Source organism: Pseudomonas entomophila, assembly GCF_029478665.1.
In the GTDB taxonomy this organism is placed as follows: Bacteria; Pseudomonadota; Gammaproteobacteria; order Pseudomonadales; family Pseudomonadaceae; genus Aquipseudomonas; species Aquipseudomonas entomophila_F.
Map to the genome: position 1 here is coordinate 26,011 of NZ_JARPQB010000058.1, position 17,272 is coordinate 43,282.

1 protein-coding gene (cut by a window edge) is annotated in these 17,272 nt (G+C 68.3%); it reads left to right on the forward strand.

Translation table 11 applies throughout. From position 1 onward, the window contains the following. A protein-coding gene (locus tag P5705_RS23065) for a non-ribosomal peptide synthase/polyketide synthase (RefSeq protein WP_277463180.1) crosses the window boundary here: on the forward strand, positions 1-17,272 show its 5' portion. Its footprint extends 8,216 nt past the window's final position; only the first 17,272 of its 25,488 coding nucleotides appear in the window; it begins with the start codon at positions 1-3; its stop codon lies beyond the right edge, outside the window.

The window sequence follows — 17,272 nt, forward strand, 5'->3', positions numbered from 1 at the left end:
ATGCTCTTCAGCGAACTCATGGCAACGCTCTCTACCCGTGCGATCAGGCTTCAGCGCGAGGAGGCCGACCTGATCGTCGACGGCGATGACGATGCCCTCGACGACGCCCTGTGGGATGCCCTGGCGGCGCACAAGCAGGCTTTGCTGGAGATGCTCGCCGATCAGGGCAACGATTGGCTGAGCCCGGCGCTGCGCATCACCCCGGCCATGTTGCCGCTGGTCGACCTCGACCAGGCCGCCATCGACCGCATCGTCGCCACGGTGCCTGGCGGGGCGGCCAACGTGCAGGACATCTATCCCCTGGCCCCCTTGCAGGAGGGCATGCTGTACCACCATCTGGCCAGCCACGACGGCGACCCGTACATCCTGCAGGCGCAGTTGCGCCTGGCCAGCGAAGCACATCTGGAGGCGTTCGCCGAGGCGCTGGACTGGGTGATCCAGCGGCATGACATCCTGCGCACGGCATTGGTCTGGGAACGCCTGGACGAGCCGTTGCAGGTGGTCTGGCGCCGGGCGCCGCTCAGTAGCGAACGGATCGGCTTCGAGGCGCAGGGGGACGCACTGGCCCAACTGCGTGCACGTCATGACGCCCGCCACTACCGCATGAACTTGGGCCAGGCGCCGCTATTGCGGCTGGTGCACGCGGTCGAGCAGGGCGGGCAGGTGGTGGCGCTGTTGCTGTTCCACCACACGGTGATGGACCACACCGGGCTGGATATCGTGCGCCGGGAGATCCAGGCCTGCCTGGCCGGCGGAGGCGAGCAGTTGCCGGCCCCCGTGCCGTTCCGCGACCTGCTGGCCCGGACCCGCCTGGCCCGTGATGAACAGGCCCATGAAGCGTTCTTCCGGACGATGCTGGCGGACATCGATGAGCCGACCCTGGCTTTCGCTGCACACGAAGTGGGCAACCAGCCGGTGGAAGAGGCACGGCTGACCTTGGCGCCCGCGCTCTGCCTCCGTCTGCGTACCCAAGCACGTCTTCTGGGGGTGAGCCCGGCCAGTGTCATGCACCTTGGCCTGGCACGTCTGCTTGGGGCACTGTCCGGGCGTGAGTCGGTGGTGTTCGGCAGCGTGCTGCTCGGGCGCATGGCGGCCGGCGAGGGCAGCGAGCAGGCGCTGGGGATGTTCATCAATACCTTGCCGTTGCGCGTCGACCTGGGCGGGCAGGGCGTGCGCGAGGGGTTGCTGGCCACCCATCGCGTGCTCACCGCCCTGCTGGGCCACGAGCAGGCGCCGCTGGCCTTGGCGCAGCGTTGCAGCGGCGTGGTCGCGCCGACGCCGTTGTTCAATAGCATGGTCAACTACCGGCACAGCGCCGCGGGCGATGCCGCCGAGGTGATCGCGGTGGCGCCGGGGATCGATGTGGTCGGTGCCGAGGAGCGGACCAACTACCCGTTGAGCCTGGCGGTCGATGATCTTGGGGAGGACTTGCGCCTGACCGTCCAGGCGCTTGCCGCCTGGGGCGCCGAGCGCCTGTGCGAGCAGCTGGAGCAGGTCTTCGAAAGCCTGGTCGAGGCGCTCGAAGGCGAGCCGGACTTGCCCTTGCTGCGCTTGCCGGTGCTGACACCGGGGGAGCGCCAGCACCTGGTGGCGGACTGCAACGCCACGGCGGTGGCCCATGACCTGGACCTGCCGCTGCACGCGTTGTTCGAGCACCGGGCGCAGGCGCAGCCGCAGGCCATCGCGGTCCAGGCCGAAGACGGGCAACTGACCTATGGCCAGCTCAACGAGCAGGCCAACCGCCTGGCCCACCACCTGATCGGGCTGGGCGTGAAGGTGGACGACCGCGTGGCGATCTGCGTCGAGCGCGGGCCGTCCTTGCTTGTCGGTTTGCTGGCCATCCTCAAGGCCGGTGGCGCCTATGTGCCGGTCGACCCGGCCTATCCGGGCGAACGCATCCGCCACATGCTGGGCGACAGCGCGCCGGTCGCGGTGCTGGTGCACACTGCCACGCGTGCTGTTCCAGGGACCGCCGAGGTACCAAGGGTCGACCTCGACCAGCCGACCTGGGGCGCATTGCCTGGGCGCAATCCCCTGGTGCCTGAACTGACACCGCGCCACCTGGCCTATGTGATCTACACCTCTGGTTCCACCGGCGTGCCCAAGGGCGTGATGGTGGAGCACCGCAACGTGGCCAACCTGGTGCACTGGAGCGCCGGGTTGTTCCCGGCCGCAGGCACGGTACTGCACAAGACCCCGGTGAGCTTCGACGCTTCGGTGTGGGAGTTGTTCTGGCCGCTGTGCAGTGGGCTGCGCCTGGTGCTGGCGCGCCCGGAGGGGCAGCGCGATCCGCAGTACCTGGTCGAGTTGATCGAACAGCAGCAGGTCAGCGTGGTGCAGTTCGTGCCGGCGCTGCTGCAGCAATTCCTCGAACAGGCGGGCAGTGAGCGTTGCGCTTCCCTCACCGATATCGTCTGTGGTGGTGGCGAGCTGACCGAGGCGCTGGCCCGCCTGGTGCGCGAGCGTCTGCCGCAGGCGCGCTTGCACAACGTCTACGGGCCGACCGAAACCACGGTGGATTGCAGCGTGTGGACCTTGGAACCACGGGATCCGCTGCCACCAGGCCCGCTGCCGATCGGTCGGCCGATCGACAACACCCGGCTGTACGTGCTGGACAGTGCCGACCAGCCATTGCCCTGGGGCGTCGCCGGGCACCTGCATATTGGGGGGGGCGGGGTGACGCGCGGTTACCTTGGTTTGCCGGAGCAGCAGGCCGAGCGCTTCATCGCCAGCCCGTTCGTCAAGGGCGAACGCCTGTACCGCAGTGGCGACCTGGTGCGCCAGCGCGAGGACGGTGTCCTCGAGTTCCTTGGCCGCACCGACCAGCAGATCAAACTGCACGGCCTGCGTATCGAACCTGGCGAGATCGAGATGGCCCTGAATGCTGTCGCGGGTGTGCGCGAAGCGCTGGTGCTGGTGCACGAGCATCCGTACAGCGGCCCGCGCCTGGTGGCCTACTACTGTGGTGTGGAGCACCCCGCCGAACACCTGCGTGACGCACTGCTGGAGCACGTGCCGGAGTACATGGTGCCCGCGCTGTACATGCATCTCGACGCCATGCCGCTGTCCCCCAACGGCAAGCTCGATCGCAAGGCATTGCCGGCACCGGAGGCGCAAACGCGACAGTACGAAGCGCCCGTGGGCGAGGCCGAACAACGGCTGGCGGCCATCTGGTCGGACCTGCTGGGTGTGGAGCGCATAGGGCGGCATGACAATTTCTTCGAGCTGGGTGGGCATTCGCTGCTGGCGGTGCGGCTGGTGGAGCGCATGCGCCAGCAGGCGTTGAATGCCGATGTGCGCGTCCTGTTCGGCCGGCCCACCGTGGCAACGCTGGCCGCCGCCGTGGGCGGGCAGGCGCCGGTCACGGTGCCGGACAACCTCATCCCCGCGAACTGCGCACGCATCACCCCGGCCATGCTGCCCCTGGCCAGCCTCGACCAGAACGCCATCGATACGCTGCTGATGCGCATCCCTGGTGGTGTGGCCAATGTCCAGGACATCTACGGCCTGGCCCCGCTGCAACAGGGCATCCTCTACCACCACCTGGCCAGCGAAGGCGCCGACCCCTACGTGGTGCAGGCGCGCCTGGCCTTCGCCGGGCAGGCCGCGCTGGATGCATTTGTGGTGGCGTTGAACCGGGTCATCGCCCGCCATGACATCCTGCGCACCAGCGTGCACTGGCAGGGCCTGGAGGAAGCCGTGCAGGTGGTCTGGCGCGAGGCGCCGCTGCAGCTGACGGCTGCGCTGGAGGTGCCACGCCTGGATCTGGGGCGCGCGCCATTGATGCGCTTGAGCAGTCGTGTCGAGGGCGGCTGGTTGGAGGCTACCTTGCTGCTGCACCACATCCTGCTCGACCACACGGCCGTGGAGCAGCTGGTGGCCGAGGTCGGGGCCCTGCTGCAGGGCCGGGACGACTTGCCACCGAGCATTGCCTACCGCAACTACGTGGCCCAGGCGCGACTGGGCGCGGACCGTGAGGGTGATGAAGCCCTGTTTGGCGAGCTGCTGGGGGATATCGACGAACCGACCGAAGTGTATGGCCTGCGTGAGGCCACGGTCGGCAACCAGCCGGTGAGCGACAGCCGCCTGCCTGTGGCATCGACGCTGGCCGCCCGCCTGCGCGAGCAGGCCAGGGCGCTGGGTGTCAGTGTCGCCAGCCTGGCGCACCAGGCCTGGGGCCAGGTGCTGGCGCAACTGTCCGGCCGCGAAGAGGTGGTGTTCGGCACCGTGTTGCTCGGTCGCCTGCAAGGCGGCGAGGGCGCCGACCGGGCGCTGGGCATGTTCATCAACACCTTGCCGCTGCGGGTCAGTGTCGGTGCCGGCGGCGTGGCCGATGGCGTGCGCCTGACCCATGAACGGCTGGCGCACCTGCTGGCCCATGAGCAGGCGTCGTTGGCGTTGGCCCAGCGCTGCAGTGGCGTGCCGGCTTCGCAAGCGCTGTTCACCAGCCTGCTGAACTATCGCCACAGCGCGGGGCAGTCGACCCAGGGGCCGGTATGGCAAGGCATCGAGTTGCTGGAGGCGCAGGAGCGCAGCAACTACCCCTTGGTGGTCAGCGTCGATGACTTCGGCAGTGATTTGCGCTTGACGGTTCAGGCGGTGGCGCCGGTGGCGGGTGACCAAGTCTGCCAGTTGCTGCACCTGGCCCTCGAACAGGTGGTCACGGCGCTTGAACAGGCGCCTTCGAGCGCCTTGCACAGCCTGCATGGCGTACCGGCAGCCGAACGTGATCGCCTGCTGCATCAGTTCAATGCCACGGTACGTGACTATCCTCGTGGCCAACCGCTGCACCGGTTGTTCGAAGACCATGCCCTGCGCACGCCGCAGGCGTTGGCGGCAGTGCATGGGCAGCAGCGCTGGAGCTATGCCCAGCTTGACGTCCAGGCCAATCGCCTGGCCCGTTCTCTGGTCGAAGGTGGCGTGCAACCCGGCGACCGGGTGGCCTTGCTGCTGCCGCGGTCTTTCGACCTGCTGGCGGCCCAGCTGGCCGTGAGCAAATGCGCGGCGGTGTTCGTGCCGCTGGACGGCAACGCCCCGGTTGAACGCCAGGCGTTCATGGTCGCGGACAGCCAGGCGGTGGTGTTGCTGACCCACGCCGACCAGCCTTTGGTGGAGGGCGCACGTCGGGTAGAACTGGATGGTCTCGATCTGGATCGTTATGCGAGCGAACCCCTGAACCTGGCGGTGGACGCCGGCAGCGCCGCGTACATCATGTACACCTCCGGCTCCACCGGCACACCGAAGGGCGTGCAGGTGCCGCACCGGGCCATCGTGCGGTTGGCCATCAACAACGGTTTTGCCGATTTCAACAGTCAGGACCGGGTGGCGTTTGCTTCCAACCCGGCGTTCGACGCCAGCACCCTGGAAGTCTGGGCACCGCTGCTCAACGGCAGCGCGGTGGTGGTGATCGACCAGGACCAGGTGCTGTCGCGCCAGGCCCTCGGCGACGCACTGTTGGCCCAAGGCGTGACCGTGCTGTGGATGACCGCCGGACTGTTCCACCAGTTCGCCGACGACCTGCTGCCGGCATTCCGTACGCTGCGTTACCTGATGGTCGGCGGCGATGTATTGGACCCGGCAGTGATTGCCCGCGTGCTGCGTGATGGCGCGCCGCAACACCTGCTCAACGGCTACGGCCCGACCGAGGCCACCACCTTCAGCACCACCCACGAGATCGTCAGCGTGGGCGAGGGCAGCATCCCCATCGGCAAGCCGATCGGCAACGCCCGCTGCTATGTGCTCGATGCCCGTCGGCAATTGCTGCCGGTAGGCGCGGTGGGCGAGTTGTACATCGCCGGCGACGGCGTGGCCCTGGGCTACCTGGGCCAGCCCGAGCTGACCGCCGAGCGCTTCCTGGCCGACCCGTTCCACGGCGGGACCATGTACCGCAGTGGCGACCTGGCCTGCTGGCAGGCCGACGGCACCTTGCGCTATCTGGGGCGCGCCGACCAGCAGGTCAAGCTGCGTGGCTTCCGGATCGAACTGGGCGAGATCGAGGCGCGCCTGGCGGCGTGCGCGGGTGTGCGCGACGTGGCCGTGGTGCTGCGCGAGGACAGCCCGGGCGACAAGCGCCTGGTGGCTTATTTCACCGGCCATGAAGCAATCGCCGAGCTGCACCAGCAGCTGCAAGGCCAGCTGCCGGACTACATGCTGCCGTCGGCCTATGTACAACTGGAGGCGCTGCCACTGACCGCCAACGGCAAGCTCGACCGCCGCGCCTTGCCGCAACCCGATAGCGCGTCCGTGGTCAGCCGCGCCTTCGAGGCACCACAGGGCGAGGTGGAAACCACCCTGGCGGCGATCTGGGCCGAGCTGCTCAAGGTCGAGCGGGTCGGGCGCCGCGATCACTTCTTCGAGCTGGGCGGCCATTCGCTGCTGGCGGTGAGCCTGATCGAGCGTATGCGCAAAGCCGGGCTCACGGCCGACGTGCGCGTGCTGTTTGCCCAGCCGACCCTGGCCGCGCTGGCTGCCGCCGTGGGCAGTGGTCGGGAGGTCGAGGTGCCGGCCAACCGCGTGCCAGTGGGCGCGACCCACATCACCCCGGACATGCTCAGCCTGATCGACCTCGACCAGGCCAGTATCGACCGCATTGTCGCCACGGTGCCTGGCGGCGCCGCCAACGTGCAAGAAATCTACCCACTGGCGCCGTTGCAGGAAGGGATTCTCTACCACCACCTGAGCGCCGAGCAGGGCGACCCGTACCTGCTCCAGTCACGGCTGGCCTTCGACAGCCTGGCGCGTCTGCAAACCTGGGCGCAGGCTTTGCAACAGGTGGTCGCGCGGCATGACATCCTGCGCACGTCGGTGGTCTGGGAGGGGCTGGCGCAGCCAGTGCAGGTGGTCTGGCGCGAGGCCCGGCTGGAGACTGTCGCGGTCAGCGGGTTGGGTGAGGAAGCAGTGATCGAGCAGCTGCAAGCGCGCTTCGATGCCCGCCAGCAGCGCCTGGACCTGTCGCAGGCACCGCTGTTGCGGCTGGTCTATGCCGAGGATCCACGCCACGGCGAATGGGTGGCGATCCTGCAGTTCCACCACCTGACCCTGGACCACGCGGCCATGGCCGTGGTCGGTGAGGAAATGCAGGCACTGCTCGATGGCCGGGGCGCGACCTTGCCGGCCGCGGTGCCGTATCGCAACTACGTCGCCCAGGTGTGCCTCGCTGATGACGCGGCCAGCCATGAGGCGTTCTTCCGTGAGCAGCTTGGCGATATCGACGAGCCGACCCTGCCGTTCGGCCTGGCCGATGTGCAGGGCGACGGCGGTCGCATCGAACACGCCGGCTTGACCCTGGAGCCCAAGTTGGCCATGGCGCTGCGCGCGCAAGCCCGGGCACGTGGGGTCAGCGCCGCCAGCCTGGTGCACCTGGCCTGGGCCCGCGTGGTGGGCGTGTTGGCCGGTCGCCATGACGTGGTGTTCGGCACCGTGCTGATGGGCCGCCTGCAGGGCGGCGAAGGCGCCGACCGGGCGCTGGGCATGTTCATCAATACCTTGCCGTTGCGGGTGGAGACCTCGCAACCGCTGGAGCAGGCCTTGCAGGCCACTCACCAGCGCCTGTCGGCGCTGCTCGGCCATGAACACGCACCGTTGGCGCTGGCCCAGCGTTGCAGCGGCGTGGCGGCCTCGGCGCCGCTGTTCAGCGCCTTGCTCAACTATCGCCACAGCGCAGGGGACGTCGCCCGCGACGGCGAGGGTATCTGGCAGGGCGTGCGTCTGCTGGGCGGCGAGGAGCGCAGCAACTACCCGCTGACCTTGAGCGTGGACGACCTGGGCGAAGGCTTCGGCCTGAGCGTGCTGGCCGTCGAAGGCATCGATGCCGCCCTGGTCGCGAACGGGATGGTCAATGTGCTGGCCCAGCTGTTACAGGCACTGGAGTATGCCCCAGGGCAGGCGCTCGACCGGGTGCCGATGCTCGATGACCAGGCATTGCGCCAGGTACTGGTGGACTTCAACGCCACCGCCAAGGCCTATCCCCAGGGGCAGACCGTGCACGCGCTGGTCGAGGCATGTGCCACGTCGGCGCCCGAGGCGCTGGCGGTGGTGCAGGGCGAGCGGCGGCTGAGCTACGGCGAGCTGAACCTGCGCGCCAACCGCCTGGCCCATTATCTGATCGAGCACGGCGTCGCCTGTGGCGACCGGGTGGCGCTATGCCTTGAACGGGGTCCGCAACGACTTGTGGCCATGCTCGCCGCGCTCAAGGCCGGAGCCGCCTATGTGCCGGTCGATCCGGGGTATCCGGCCGAGCGTATCGCCTACCTGCTGAGCGATAGCAGGCCGGCGCTGGTATTGGTCGAGTCGCCCACCGCAGCGTTGGTCGGCGAGGTCCCGGCCGTCAACCTGGATGACGGCGCCTGGCTCGATGAGCGCGACAGCAACCCCGTCGTGGCGGGGCTGGACGACCATCAGTTGGCCTATGTGATCTACACCTCGGGCTCCACCGGCCAGCCCAAGGGCGTGATGGTCGAGCACCACACCCTCGCCAACCTGTTGCACTGGCACCGCGAAGCCTTTGCCTTGCAGGCGGGCAGCCATACCTCCAGCGTCGCCGGTTTCGGCTTCGACGCCATGGCTTTCGAAGCCTGGCCGGCACTGTGCGGCGGAGCAGTGCTGCACCTGCCACCGGCTCATATTGCCGGTGAGCACGTGGACGAGTTGCTCGACTGGTGGCTGGCGCAACCCCTGCAGGTCAGTTTCCTGCCGACGCCGGTGGCCGAGCAGGCGCTGCGCCGCGAGCGCCAGCACCCGACCTTGCAAACACTGCTGGTGGGTGGCGACCGCCTGCGCCAGTTTGACCGTGACCCGGGCTTTGCCCTGGTCAACAACTATGGCCCGACCGAGACCACGGTGGTGGCGACAGCCGGTACGTTGCTTCCAGGCGGCGCGCTGCATATCGGCAACCCCATCGCCAACCTGCGGGCCTATGTGCTGGATGCGCATCGCCAGCCGGTGCCGGTGGGGGTGATCGGCGAACTGTACATTGGGGGCGCCCAGGTTGCCCGAGGCTACTTCAACCGTCCCGACCTGACCGAGGAGCGCTTCCTCGCCGACCCGTTCAGTGGTGAACCGGGGGCGCGGATGTACCGCAGCGGCGACCTGGTGCGCTGGAATGCCGATGGCACCCTGGATTACCAAGGGCGCAACGACGACCAGGTGAAGGTTCGCGGTGTGCGGGTGGAATTGGGTGAGATCGAAGCGGCGCTGAAGGCCCAAGCGGGCGTTGTCGACGCCGTGGTGCTGGTACGCGATGAGCGCCTGCTGGCCTGGTTCACCGAGGCGGCAACGGTCGATGTCGACGCCTTGCGCCAGGGCCTGCAATCCTGCCTGCCGGCGCACCTGGTGCCTCAGGCTTTCACGCGCCTGGAGGCCATGCCGTTGACGCCTCACGGCAAGCTCGACCGCAAGGCACTGCCACAGCCGTTGCTCCAGGCGCCACAAGCCTATGTCGCGCCACAGGGCGAGACCGAGGTGGCGATGGCGGCGATCTGGGCCGAAGTGCTGGGTGTCGAACACGTCGGCCGTCACGACAACTTCTTCGAACTGGGCGGCCATTCGCTGTTGGCCGTGAGCCTCACCGCGCGCTTGCGTCAGGCAGGCGTGGACGCCGATGTGCGCACCTTGTTCGGCCAGCCGACCGTGGCCGCACTGGCCGCCACGTTGGGTCAAAGCCGTCAGGTGCAGGTCCCGGCCAACCTGATCCCGGCCGGCTGCACGCATATCACGCCAGACCTGCTGCCCTTGGTGACGCTGGAGCAATCCGATATCGAGCGGATCGTTGCCACGGTGCCGGGCGGCGCGGCCAACGTGCAGGACATCTACCCACTGGCGCCGTTGCAGGAGGGGATTCTCTACCACCACCTCAGTTCGCCGGAACACGACCCCTACGTGCTGCAATCGCGCATTGCCTTCGACAGCCCGGCGCGCCTGCATGTATTTGCCGATGCGCTGCGCCAAGCCATCGCCCGCCATGACGTGCTACGCACCTCGGTGCTGTGGGATGGCTTGCCGCAGCCGGTACAGGTGGTCTGGCGCGAGGCCGCGTTGCAGGTCGCGCCGCTCGACGCGCAGAGCGCGCAGTCCCTCGACATCGGGCAGGCACCGCTGATTCGCCTGCTCCATGGCCCGGCGACGGGCAATCAGCGCATCGAAGCGCTGTTGCAGTTCCACCATATCGTCCTCGACCACACCGCATTGGAGGTGATCGGCCAGGAGCTGCTGGGCTACTTGCAAGGGGCTGGCACACCGCTCCAGGCGCCCGTGCCGTATCGCAACTACGTGGCCCAGGCGCGCCTGGGCGTCAGCCAGGCCGAGCACGAGGCGTTCTTCCGCGCGCAACTGGGCGATATCGACGAGCCGACCCTGCCGTTCGGCCTGGGTGACGTGCAAGGTGACGGCCTGGGTATCGAGGAGGCGCAGCTGTGGCTGGATGACGCCCTGGCCGCGCAACTGCGGCACCAGGCGCGGCGCCTGGGCATCAGCGTCGCCAGCCTGTTCCACCTGGCCTATGCACGCTTGCTGGCCGCGGTCAGCGGCACCGACCGCGTGGTGTTCGGCACCGTGCTGCTGGGGCGCCTGGAAGCGGGCGAGGGCGCCGAGCGCGCCCTGGGCATGTTCATCAACACCTTGCCGCTGCGCCTGGACCTGGCAGGGCTGACGCTCGAAGAGGCCGTGCGCCAGACCCAGCAACGCCTCAGTGCGCTGCTGGTGCACGAGCACGCCTCGCTGGCCCTGGCCCAGCGCTGCAGTGGCGTGGCCGCGCCGGCACCGTTGTTCAGCGCCATGCTCAACTACCGCCACGGCAGTGAAGTGGACGAGGCGCGGCGCCTGGAATGGGAGGGGGTCGAGTTCCTCGATGGCCAGGAGCGCAGCAACTACCCGCTGAGCCTGAGCGTGGACGACATGGGTGAAAGGCTGCGCCTGGTGGCCATGGCCCCGGCGTCGGTGGGCGCCGCGCGGATCTGCGCGCAACTGCGGCAGGTGCTGCTGGCCTTGGCCGAAGGCCTGGATGTGCAACCCCGGCAAGCGCTGCTGCAAGTGCCGGTGCTGTTGCCCGAGGAGCGTGAGCATCTGCTTCAGGCGTGCAACGCGACCGAGCGTGACCACGATTTGACGCAGCCCCTGCATGTGCTGTTTGAACGGCAGGCCGAGCGCCAGCCTGAAGCGATTGCCGTGCAGGCGGATGGTGCGCAACTGAGCTATCGCCAGCTCAGCGAACAGGCCAACCGCCTTGCCCATCACCTGATCGCACTCGGGGTCAAACCCGATGATCGCGTGGCAATCTGTGTCGAGCGTGGCCTGTCGCTGGTGGTTGGGCTGCTGGCCATTCTCAAGGCGGGTGGCGCCTATGTGCCGGTCGATCCGGACTACCCGGCCGAGCGCATCAGCCACATGCTCGGCGACAGCCAGCCACGGGCGGTGCTGGTACAAGGCGCTACCCGTACCCTGGTGGGTTCGCCGACGACGCTGGTGGACCTTGATCAACCGACCTGGGCGGCGCTGCCGGCCAGCAACCCGCAGGTACCAGGCCTGACTTCGGATCACCTGGCCTACGTGATCTACACCTCTGGCTCCACCGGCGTGCCCAAGGGCGTGATGGTCGAGCACCGCAACGTGGTCAACCTGGTGCACTGGAGCGCTGGGCTGTTCCCGGTCCAAGGGGCAGTACTGCACAAGACCCCGGTGAGCTTCGACGCCTCGGTGTGGGAGTTGTTCTGGCCGCTGTGCAGCGGGCTGCGCCTGGTGCTGGCACGCCCGGATGGCCAGCGCGATCCGCAGTACCTGGTCGAGCTGATCGAGCAGCAGCGGATCAGTGTGGTGCAGTTCGTGCCGGCGTTGTTGCAACAGTTCCTCGAGCAGGCGGGCAGCGCGCGTTGTGCTTCCCTCACCGATATCGTCTGCGGTGGCGGCGAACTGACCGAGGCACTGGCCCGTCAGGTGCGTGAGCGCCTGCCGCAGGCGCGCTTGCACAACGTCTACGGCCCGACCGAAGCCACGGTGGATTGCAGTGCCTGGACCCTGGAACCACAGGATCCGCTGCCGCGCGGTGCGCTGCCGATTGGTCGTCCGATCGACAATACGCGGCTGTACGTGCTGGATGCCCATGACCAACCGGTGCCATTCGGTGTGGCCGGTCAGTTGCACATCGGCGGTACCGGGGTGACACGTGGTTACCTCGGCTTGGCGGAGCAACAGGCCGAGCGCTTCATCGCCAGCCCGTTCCTGGCAGGTGATCGCCTGTACCGCAGCGGCGACCTGGTGCGCCAGCGCCACGACGGTGTGCTGGAGTTCCTCGGCCGCACCGACCACCAGATCAAGCTACGCGGCCTGCGCATCGAGCCGGGCGAGATCGAGACCTGCCTGAACCGGATCGTGGGTGTGCGTGAGGCGCTGGTGCTGGTGCACGAGCATCCGCACAGCGGCCCGCGCCTGGTGGCGTACCACACCGGTGAGCCACAAGCCGCCGATCACCTGCGTACGTTGTTGCTGGCGCAGTTGCCGGAATACATGGTGCCGGCGCTGTTCATTCACCTCGATGCGATGCCGTTGACCCCCAACGGCAAGCCCGATCGCAAGGCGTTGCCGGTGCCGGACGTGCAGGGGCGCGAGTACGCAGCGCCGCAGGGTGAGACCGAGCGGCTGCTGGCCGATATCTGGGCGCAATTGCTGGGTGTCGAGCAAGTCGGTCGGCACGACAACTTCTTCGAGCTGGGCGGCCATTCGCTGCTGGCCGTGAGCCTGACCGCACGCCTGCGCCAGGCCGGCCTGCAAGCCGACGTGCGCACGCTGTTCGGCCAGCCGACGGTGGCAGCATTGGCGGCTACCCTGGGCCACAGCCGCCAGGTGCAGGTGCCAGCGAATCTGATCCCGACCGATTGCACCTACATCACGCCGGACATGCTGCCTTTGGTAGCGCTGGAGCAGACCGCCATCGACCGCATCGTCGCCACGGTACCGGGCGGCGCGTCCAACGTGCAGGACATCTACCCGCTGGCGCCGTTGCAGGAAGGCATCCTCTACCACCACCTCAGCGCGCCGGAGCACGACCCCTATGTGCTCGGCTCGCGCATGGCCTTTGCCAGCCGCGAGCGGCTGGAGGCCTTCGTCGATGCCCTGAACAAGGTCATTGGCCGGCACGATGTGCTGCGTACCTCGGTACTCTGGGAGGGCCTGCCCCAGGCCGTGCAGGTAGTCTGGCGGCGCACCGCGCTGGCGGTGTTCGAGGTGGCCGACGAGGCTGCGGTGGCGCATGGCTTGCCGCTGGCGCAGGCACCGCTGGTGCGCCTGTACCACTGGCAGGACCCGAACGGGCCAGGCCTGCTGGCGGCAATAAGGCTCCACCATATCGTCCTCGACCATGTGGCGATGGAGGTGATCGGGCGCGAACTGACAGGCTACCTGCAAGGGGCGCCGGTACCGGCCGAACCGGGCGTGCCGTACCGCAACTACGTGGCCCAGGCCTGCCTGGGCGCCGATATTCCAGCGCAGGAAACGCTGTTCCGGACACTGCTGGGCGATATCGACGAGCCGACGCAGGTGTTCGGCCTGCGCGATGTGCGTGGCGATGGCGGCCAGGTGCACGACCATCACCACGTGCTCGATATCACCCTGGCACAACGCTTGCGCACCCAGGCCAGGGTACTGGGGATCAGCGTCGCCAGCCTGGTGCACCAGGCCTGGGGCCAGGTGCTGGCGCAGTTGTCCGGCCGCGAAGAGGTGGTGTTCGGCACCGTGCTGCTGGGCCGTCTTGAAGGCGGCGAAGGGGCCGAGCAGGCCCTGGGCATGTTCATCAACACCTTGCCGCTGCGGGTCAGCGTCAATGCCGCCAGCGTGGCCGACGGCGTGCGCCTGACCCACCAGCGCCTGGCGCAGTTGCTGACCCATGAGCAGGCGTCGCTGGCATTGGCCCAGCGCTGCAGCGGTGTGCCGGCCTCGCAGGCGCTGTTCACCAGCCTGTTGAACTATCGCCACAGCAGCGCTGCCACCAGTACCGAGCAGCATGACGCCTGGGTGGGCATCGAACTGCTGACCGCCCATGAGCGCACCAACTACCCACTGGTGGTCAGTGTCGACGACCTGGGCAGCGGCTTCTCCCTGACTGTGCAGGCCGTGGCGCAAGTGGATGGCACGTTGGTCTGCCAATTGCTGCTGGCCGCCCTGGCACAGTTGGCCCAGGCATTGGAAGACGCGCCGGTGACGCCTCTGCACAACCTGGTCGCGTTGCCTGCGGCCGAGCGCGAGCGGGTGTTGCGCCAGTTCAACCACACCCGACGCGACTACCCGCGCGACAGGGCTGTGCATGCGTTGTTCGAGGCGCACGCCGAATTGAGCCCCGAGGCGCTGGCCGTCATCCATGGTGAGTGCCACTGGAACTATCGTGCGCTTGACCAGCACGCCAATCGACTGGCGGGCTATCTGCTGGAGCTGGGCGTGCAGGCGGGTGACCGGGTGGCCTTGCTGCTGCCACGGTCTTTCGACCTGCTGGCGGCCCAGCTGGCCGTGAGCAAATGCGCGGCGGTGTTCGTGCCGCTGGACGGTAATGCACCGGTCGAACGCCAGGCGTTCATGGTCGCGGACAGCCAGGCCGTGGTGTTGCTGACCCATAACGATCAGCCGCAAATCGAGGGCGCACGCCGGGTCGAGCTGGACCGGCTCGACCTGGGCCGCTACGCCAGCGAGCCCCTGAACCTGGCGGTGGACGCCGGCAGCGCCGCGTACATCATGTACACCTCCGGTTCCACTGGCACGCCGAAAGGGGTGCAGGTGCCACACCGGGCCATCGTGCGCCTGGCCATCAACAACGGTTTTGCCGATTTCAACAGTCAGGACCGGGTGGCGTTTGCTTCCAACCCGGCGTTCGACGCCAGCACCCTGGAAGTCTGGGCGCCGCTGCTCAACGGCGGCGCGGTGGTGGTGATCGACCAGGACCAGGTGTTGTCGCGCCAGGCCCTCGGCGACGAACTGTTGGCCCAGGGCGTGACCGTGCTGTGGCTGACCGCCGGGCTGTTCCACCAGTTCGCCGACGACCTGCTGCCGGCATTCCGTACGCTGCGTTACCTGATGGTCGGCGGCGATGTATTGGACCCGGCAGTGATTGCCCGCGTGCTGCGTGACGGCGCGCCGCAACACCTGCTCAACGGCTACGGCCCGACCGAGGCCACCACCTTCAGCACCACCCACGAGATCGTCAGCGTGGGCGAGGGCAGCATTCCCATCGGCAAACCAATCGGCAACGCCCGCTGCTATGTGCTCGATGCCCGTCGGCAATTGCTACCGGTGGGCGCGGTGGGCGAGCTGTACATTGCCGGCGACGGCGTGGCCCTGGGCTACCTGGGCCAGCCCGAGCTGACCGCCGAGCGCTTCCTGGCCGACCCGTTCCACGGCGGGACCATGTACCGCAGCGGCGACCTGGCCTGCTGGCAGGCCGACGGCACCCTGCGCTATCTGGGGCGCGCCGACCAGCAGGTCAAGCTGCGTGGCTTCCGGATCGAACTGGGCGAGATCGAGGCGCGCCTGGCGGCGTGCGCGGGTGTGCGTGACGTGGCCGTGGTGCTGCGCGAGGACAGCCCGGGCGACAAGCGCCTGGTGGCCTATTTCACCGGCCAGCAGGCGATCGCCGAGCTGCACCAGCAACTGCAAGGCCAGCTGCCGGACTACATGCTGCCGTCGGCCTATGTGCAACTGGAGGCACTGCCACTGACCGCCAACGGCAAGCTCGACCGCCGCGCCTTGCCGCAACCCGATAGCGCGTCCGTGGTCAGTCGCGCCTTCGAGGCACCACAGGGCGAGGTGGAAACCACCCTGGCGGCGATCTGGGCCGAGCTGCTCAAGGTCGAGCGGGTCGGGCGCCACGATCACTTCTTCGAGCTGGGCGGCCATTCGCTGCTGGCGGTGAGCCTGATCGAGCGCATGCGCAAGGCCGGGCTCACGGCCGACGTGCGCGTGCTGTTCGCCCAACCGACCCTGGCCGCGTTGGCCGCCGCCGTGGGCAGTGGTCGCGAGGTCGAGGTGCCGGCCAACCGGGTACCTGAAGGGGCCACCCATATCACGCCGGACATGCTCAGCCTGATCGACCTCGACCAGAGGGCCATCGATCGCATTGTCGCCACGGTGCAGGGCGGCGCCGCCAACGTGCAGGAAATCTACCCGCTGGCGCCGCTGCAGGAGGGGATTCTCTACCACCACTTGAGCGCCGAGCAGGGCGACCCCTACCTGTTGCAATCGCGGCTGGCCTTCGACGACCTGGCACGCCTGCAGGCGTGTGCCGGCGTCCTGCAACAGGTGATCGACCGCCACGATATCCTGCGCACTTCGGTGGTGTGGGACGGGTTGGACGAGCCGGTGCAGGTGGTCTGGCGCCAGGCCAGGCTCGAGGTGAACGAGGTGACCGGGCTGGGCGAGACCGCCGTGGTCGAGCGCCTGCAGGCGCACTTCGATGCCCGCCGCCAGCGCCTGGACCTGACCCGCGCGCCGTTGCTGCGCCTGACCTATGCCGCGGACCCGGCCCAGCGCCGGGTGGTGGCGATCCTGCATTTCCACCACCTGGCCCTGGACCACACGGCGATGGAGGTGATCGTCCACGAAATGCAGACGCTGCTGGCCGGCCGTGGGCACCTGCTGACGGCGCCGGTACCTTACCGCAACTATGTGGCCCAGGTGCGCCTGGGCGCCGCCGAAGCGGGGCACGAGGCATTCTTCCGCGACTTGCTGGGTGATGTCGACGCACCGACCCTGCCCATGGGCCTGGCCGATGTGCAGGGCGACGGGGGCGATATCGAAGAGGCGCGGCACCTGCTCGACCCAGCGCTGGCGCGCCGGGTGCGCGAGCAGGCGCGTCAGCGCGGTGTCAGTGCCGCGAGCCTGATGCACCTGGCCTGGGCACGGGTGGTGGGCGTGCTGGCCGGGCGCCATGACGTGGTGTTCGGCACCGTGCTGATGGGGCGCCTGCAAGGCGGCGAGGGCGCCGACCGGGCGCTTGGGGTGTTCATCAACACCTTGCCGCTGCGCATCGAGACGGCGGTGGGCGCCAGCGAGGCAGTCGCTGTCACCCATCAGCGGCTATCGGCCTTGCTCGGCCACGAGCATGCGTCGCTGGCTCTGGCCCAGCGTTGCAGCGGCGTGGCGGCGTCGGCGCCGTTGTTCAGCGCCTTGCTCAACTACCGCCACACGGCGGCAGGCGCGGCGACCGATGTCGACAGTTTCCACGGCATCTACCAGCTCGGTGGTGAAGAGCGCAGCAACTACCCGCTGACCTTGAGCGTGGACGACCTGGGCGAGGGCTTCA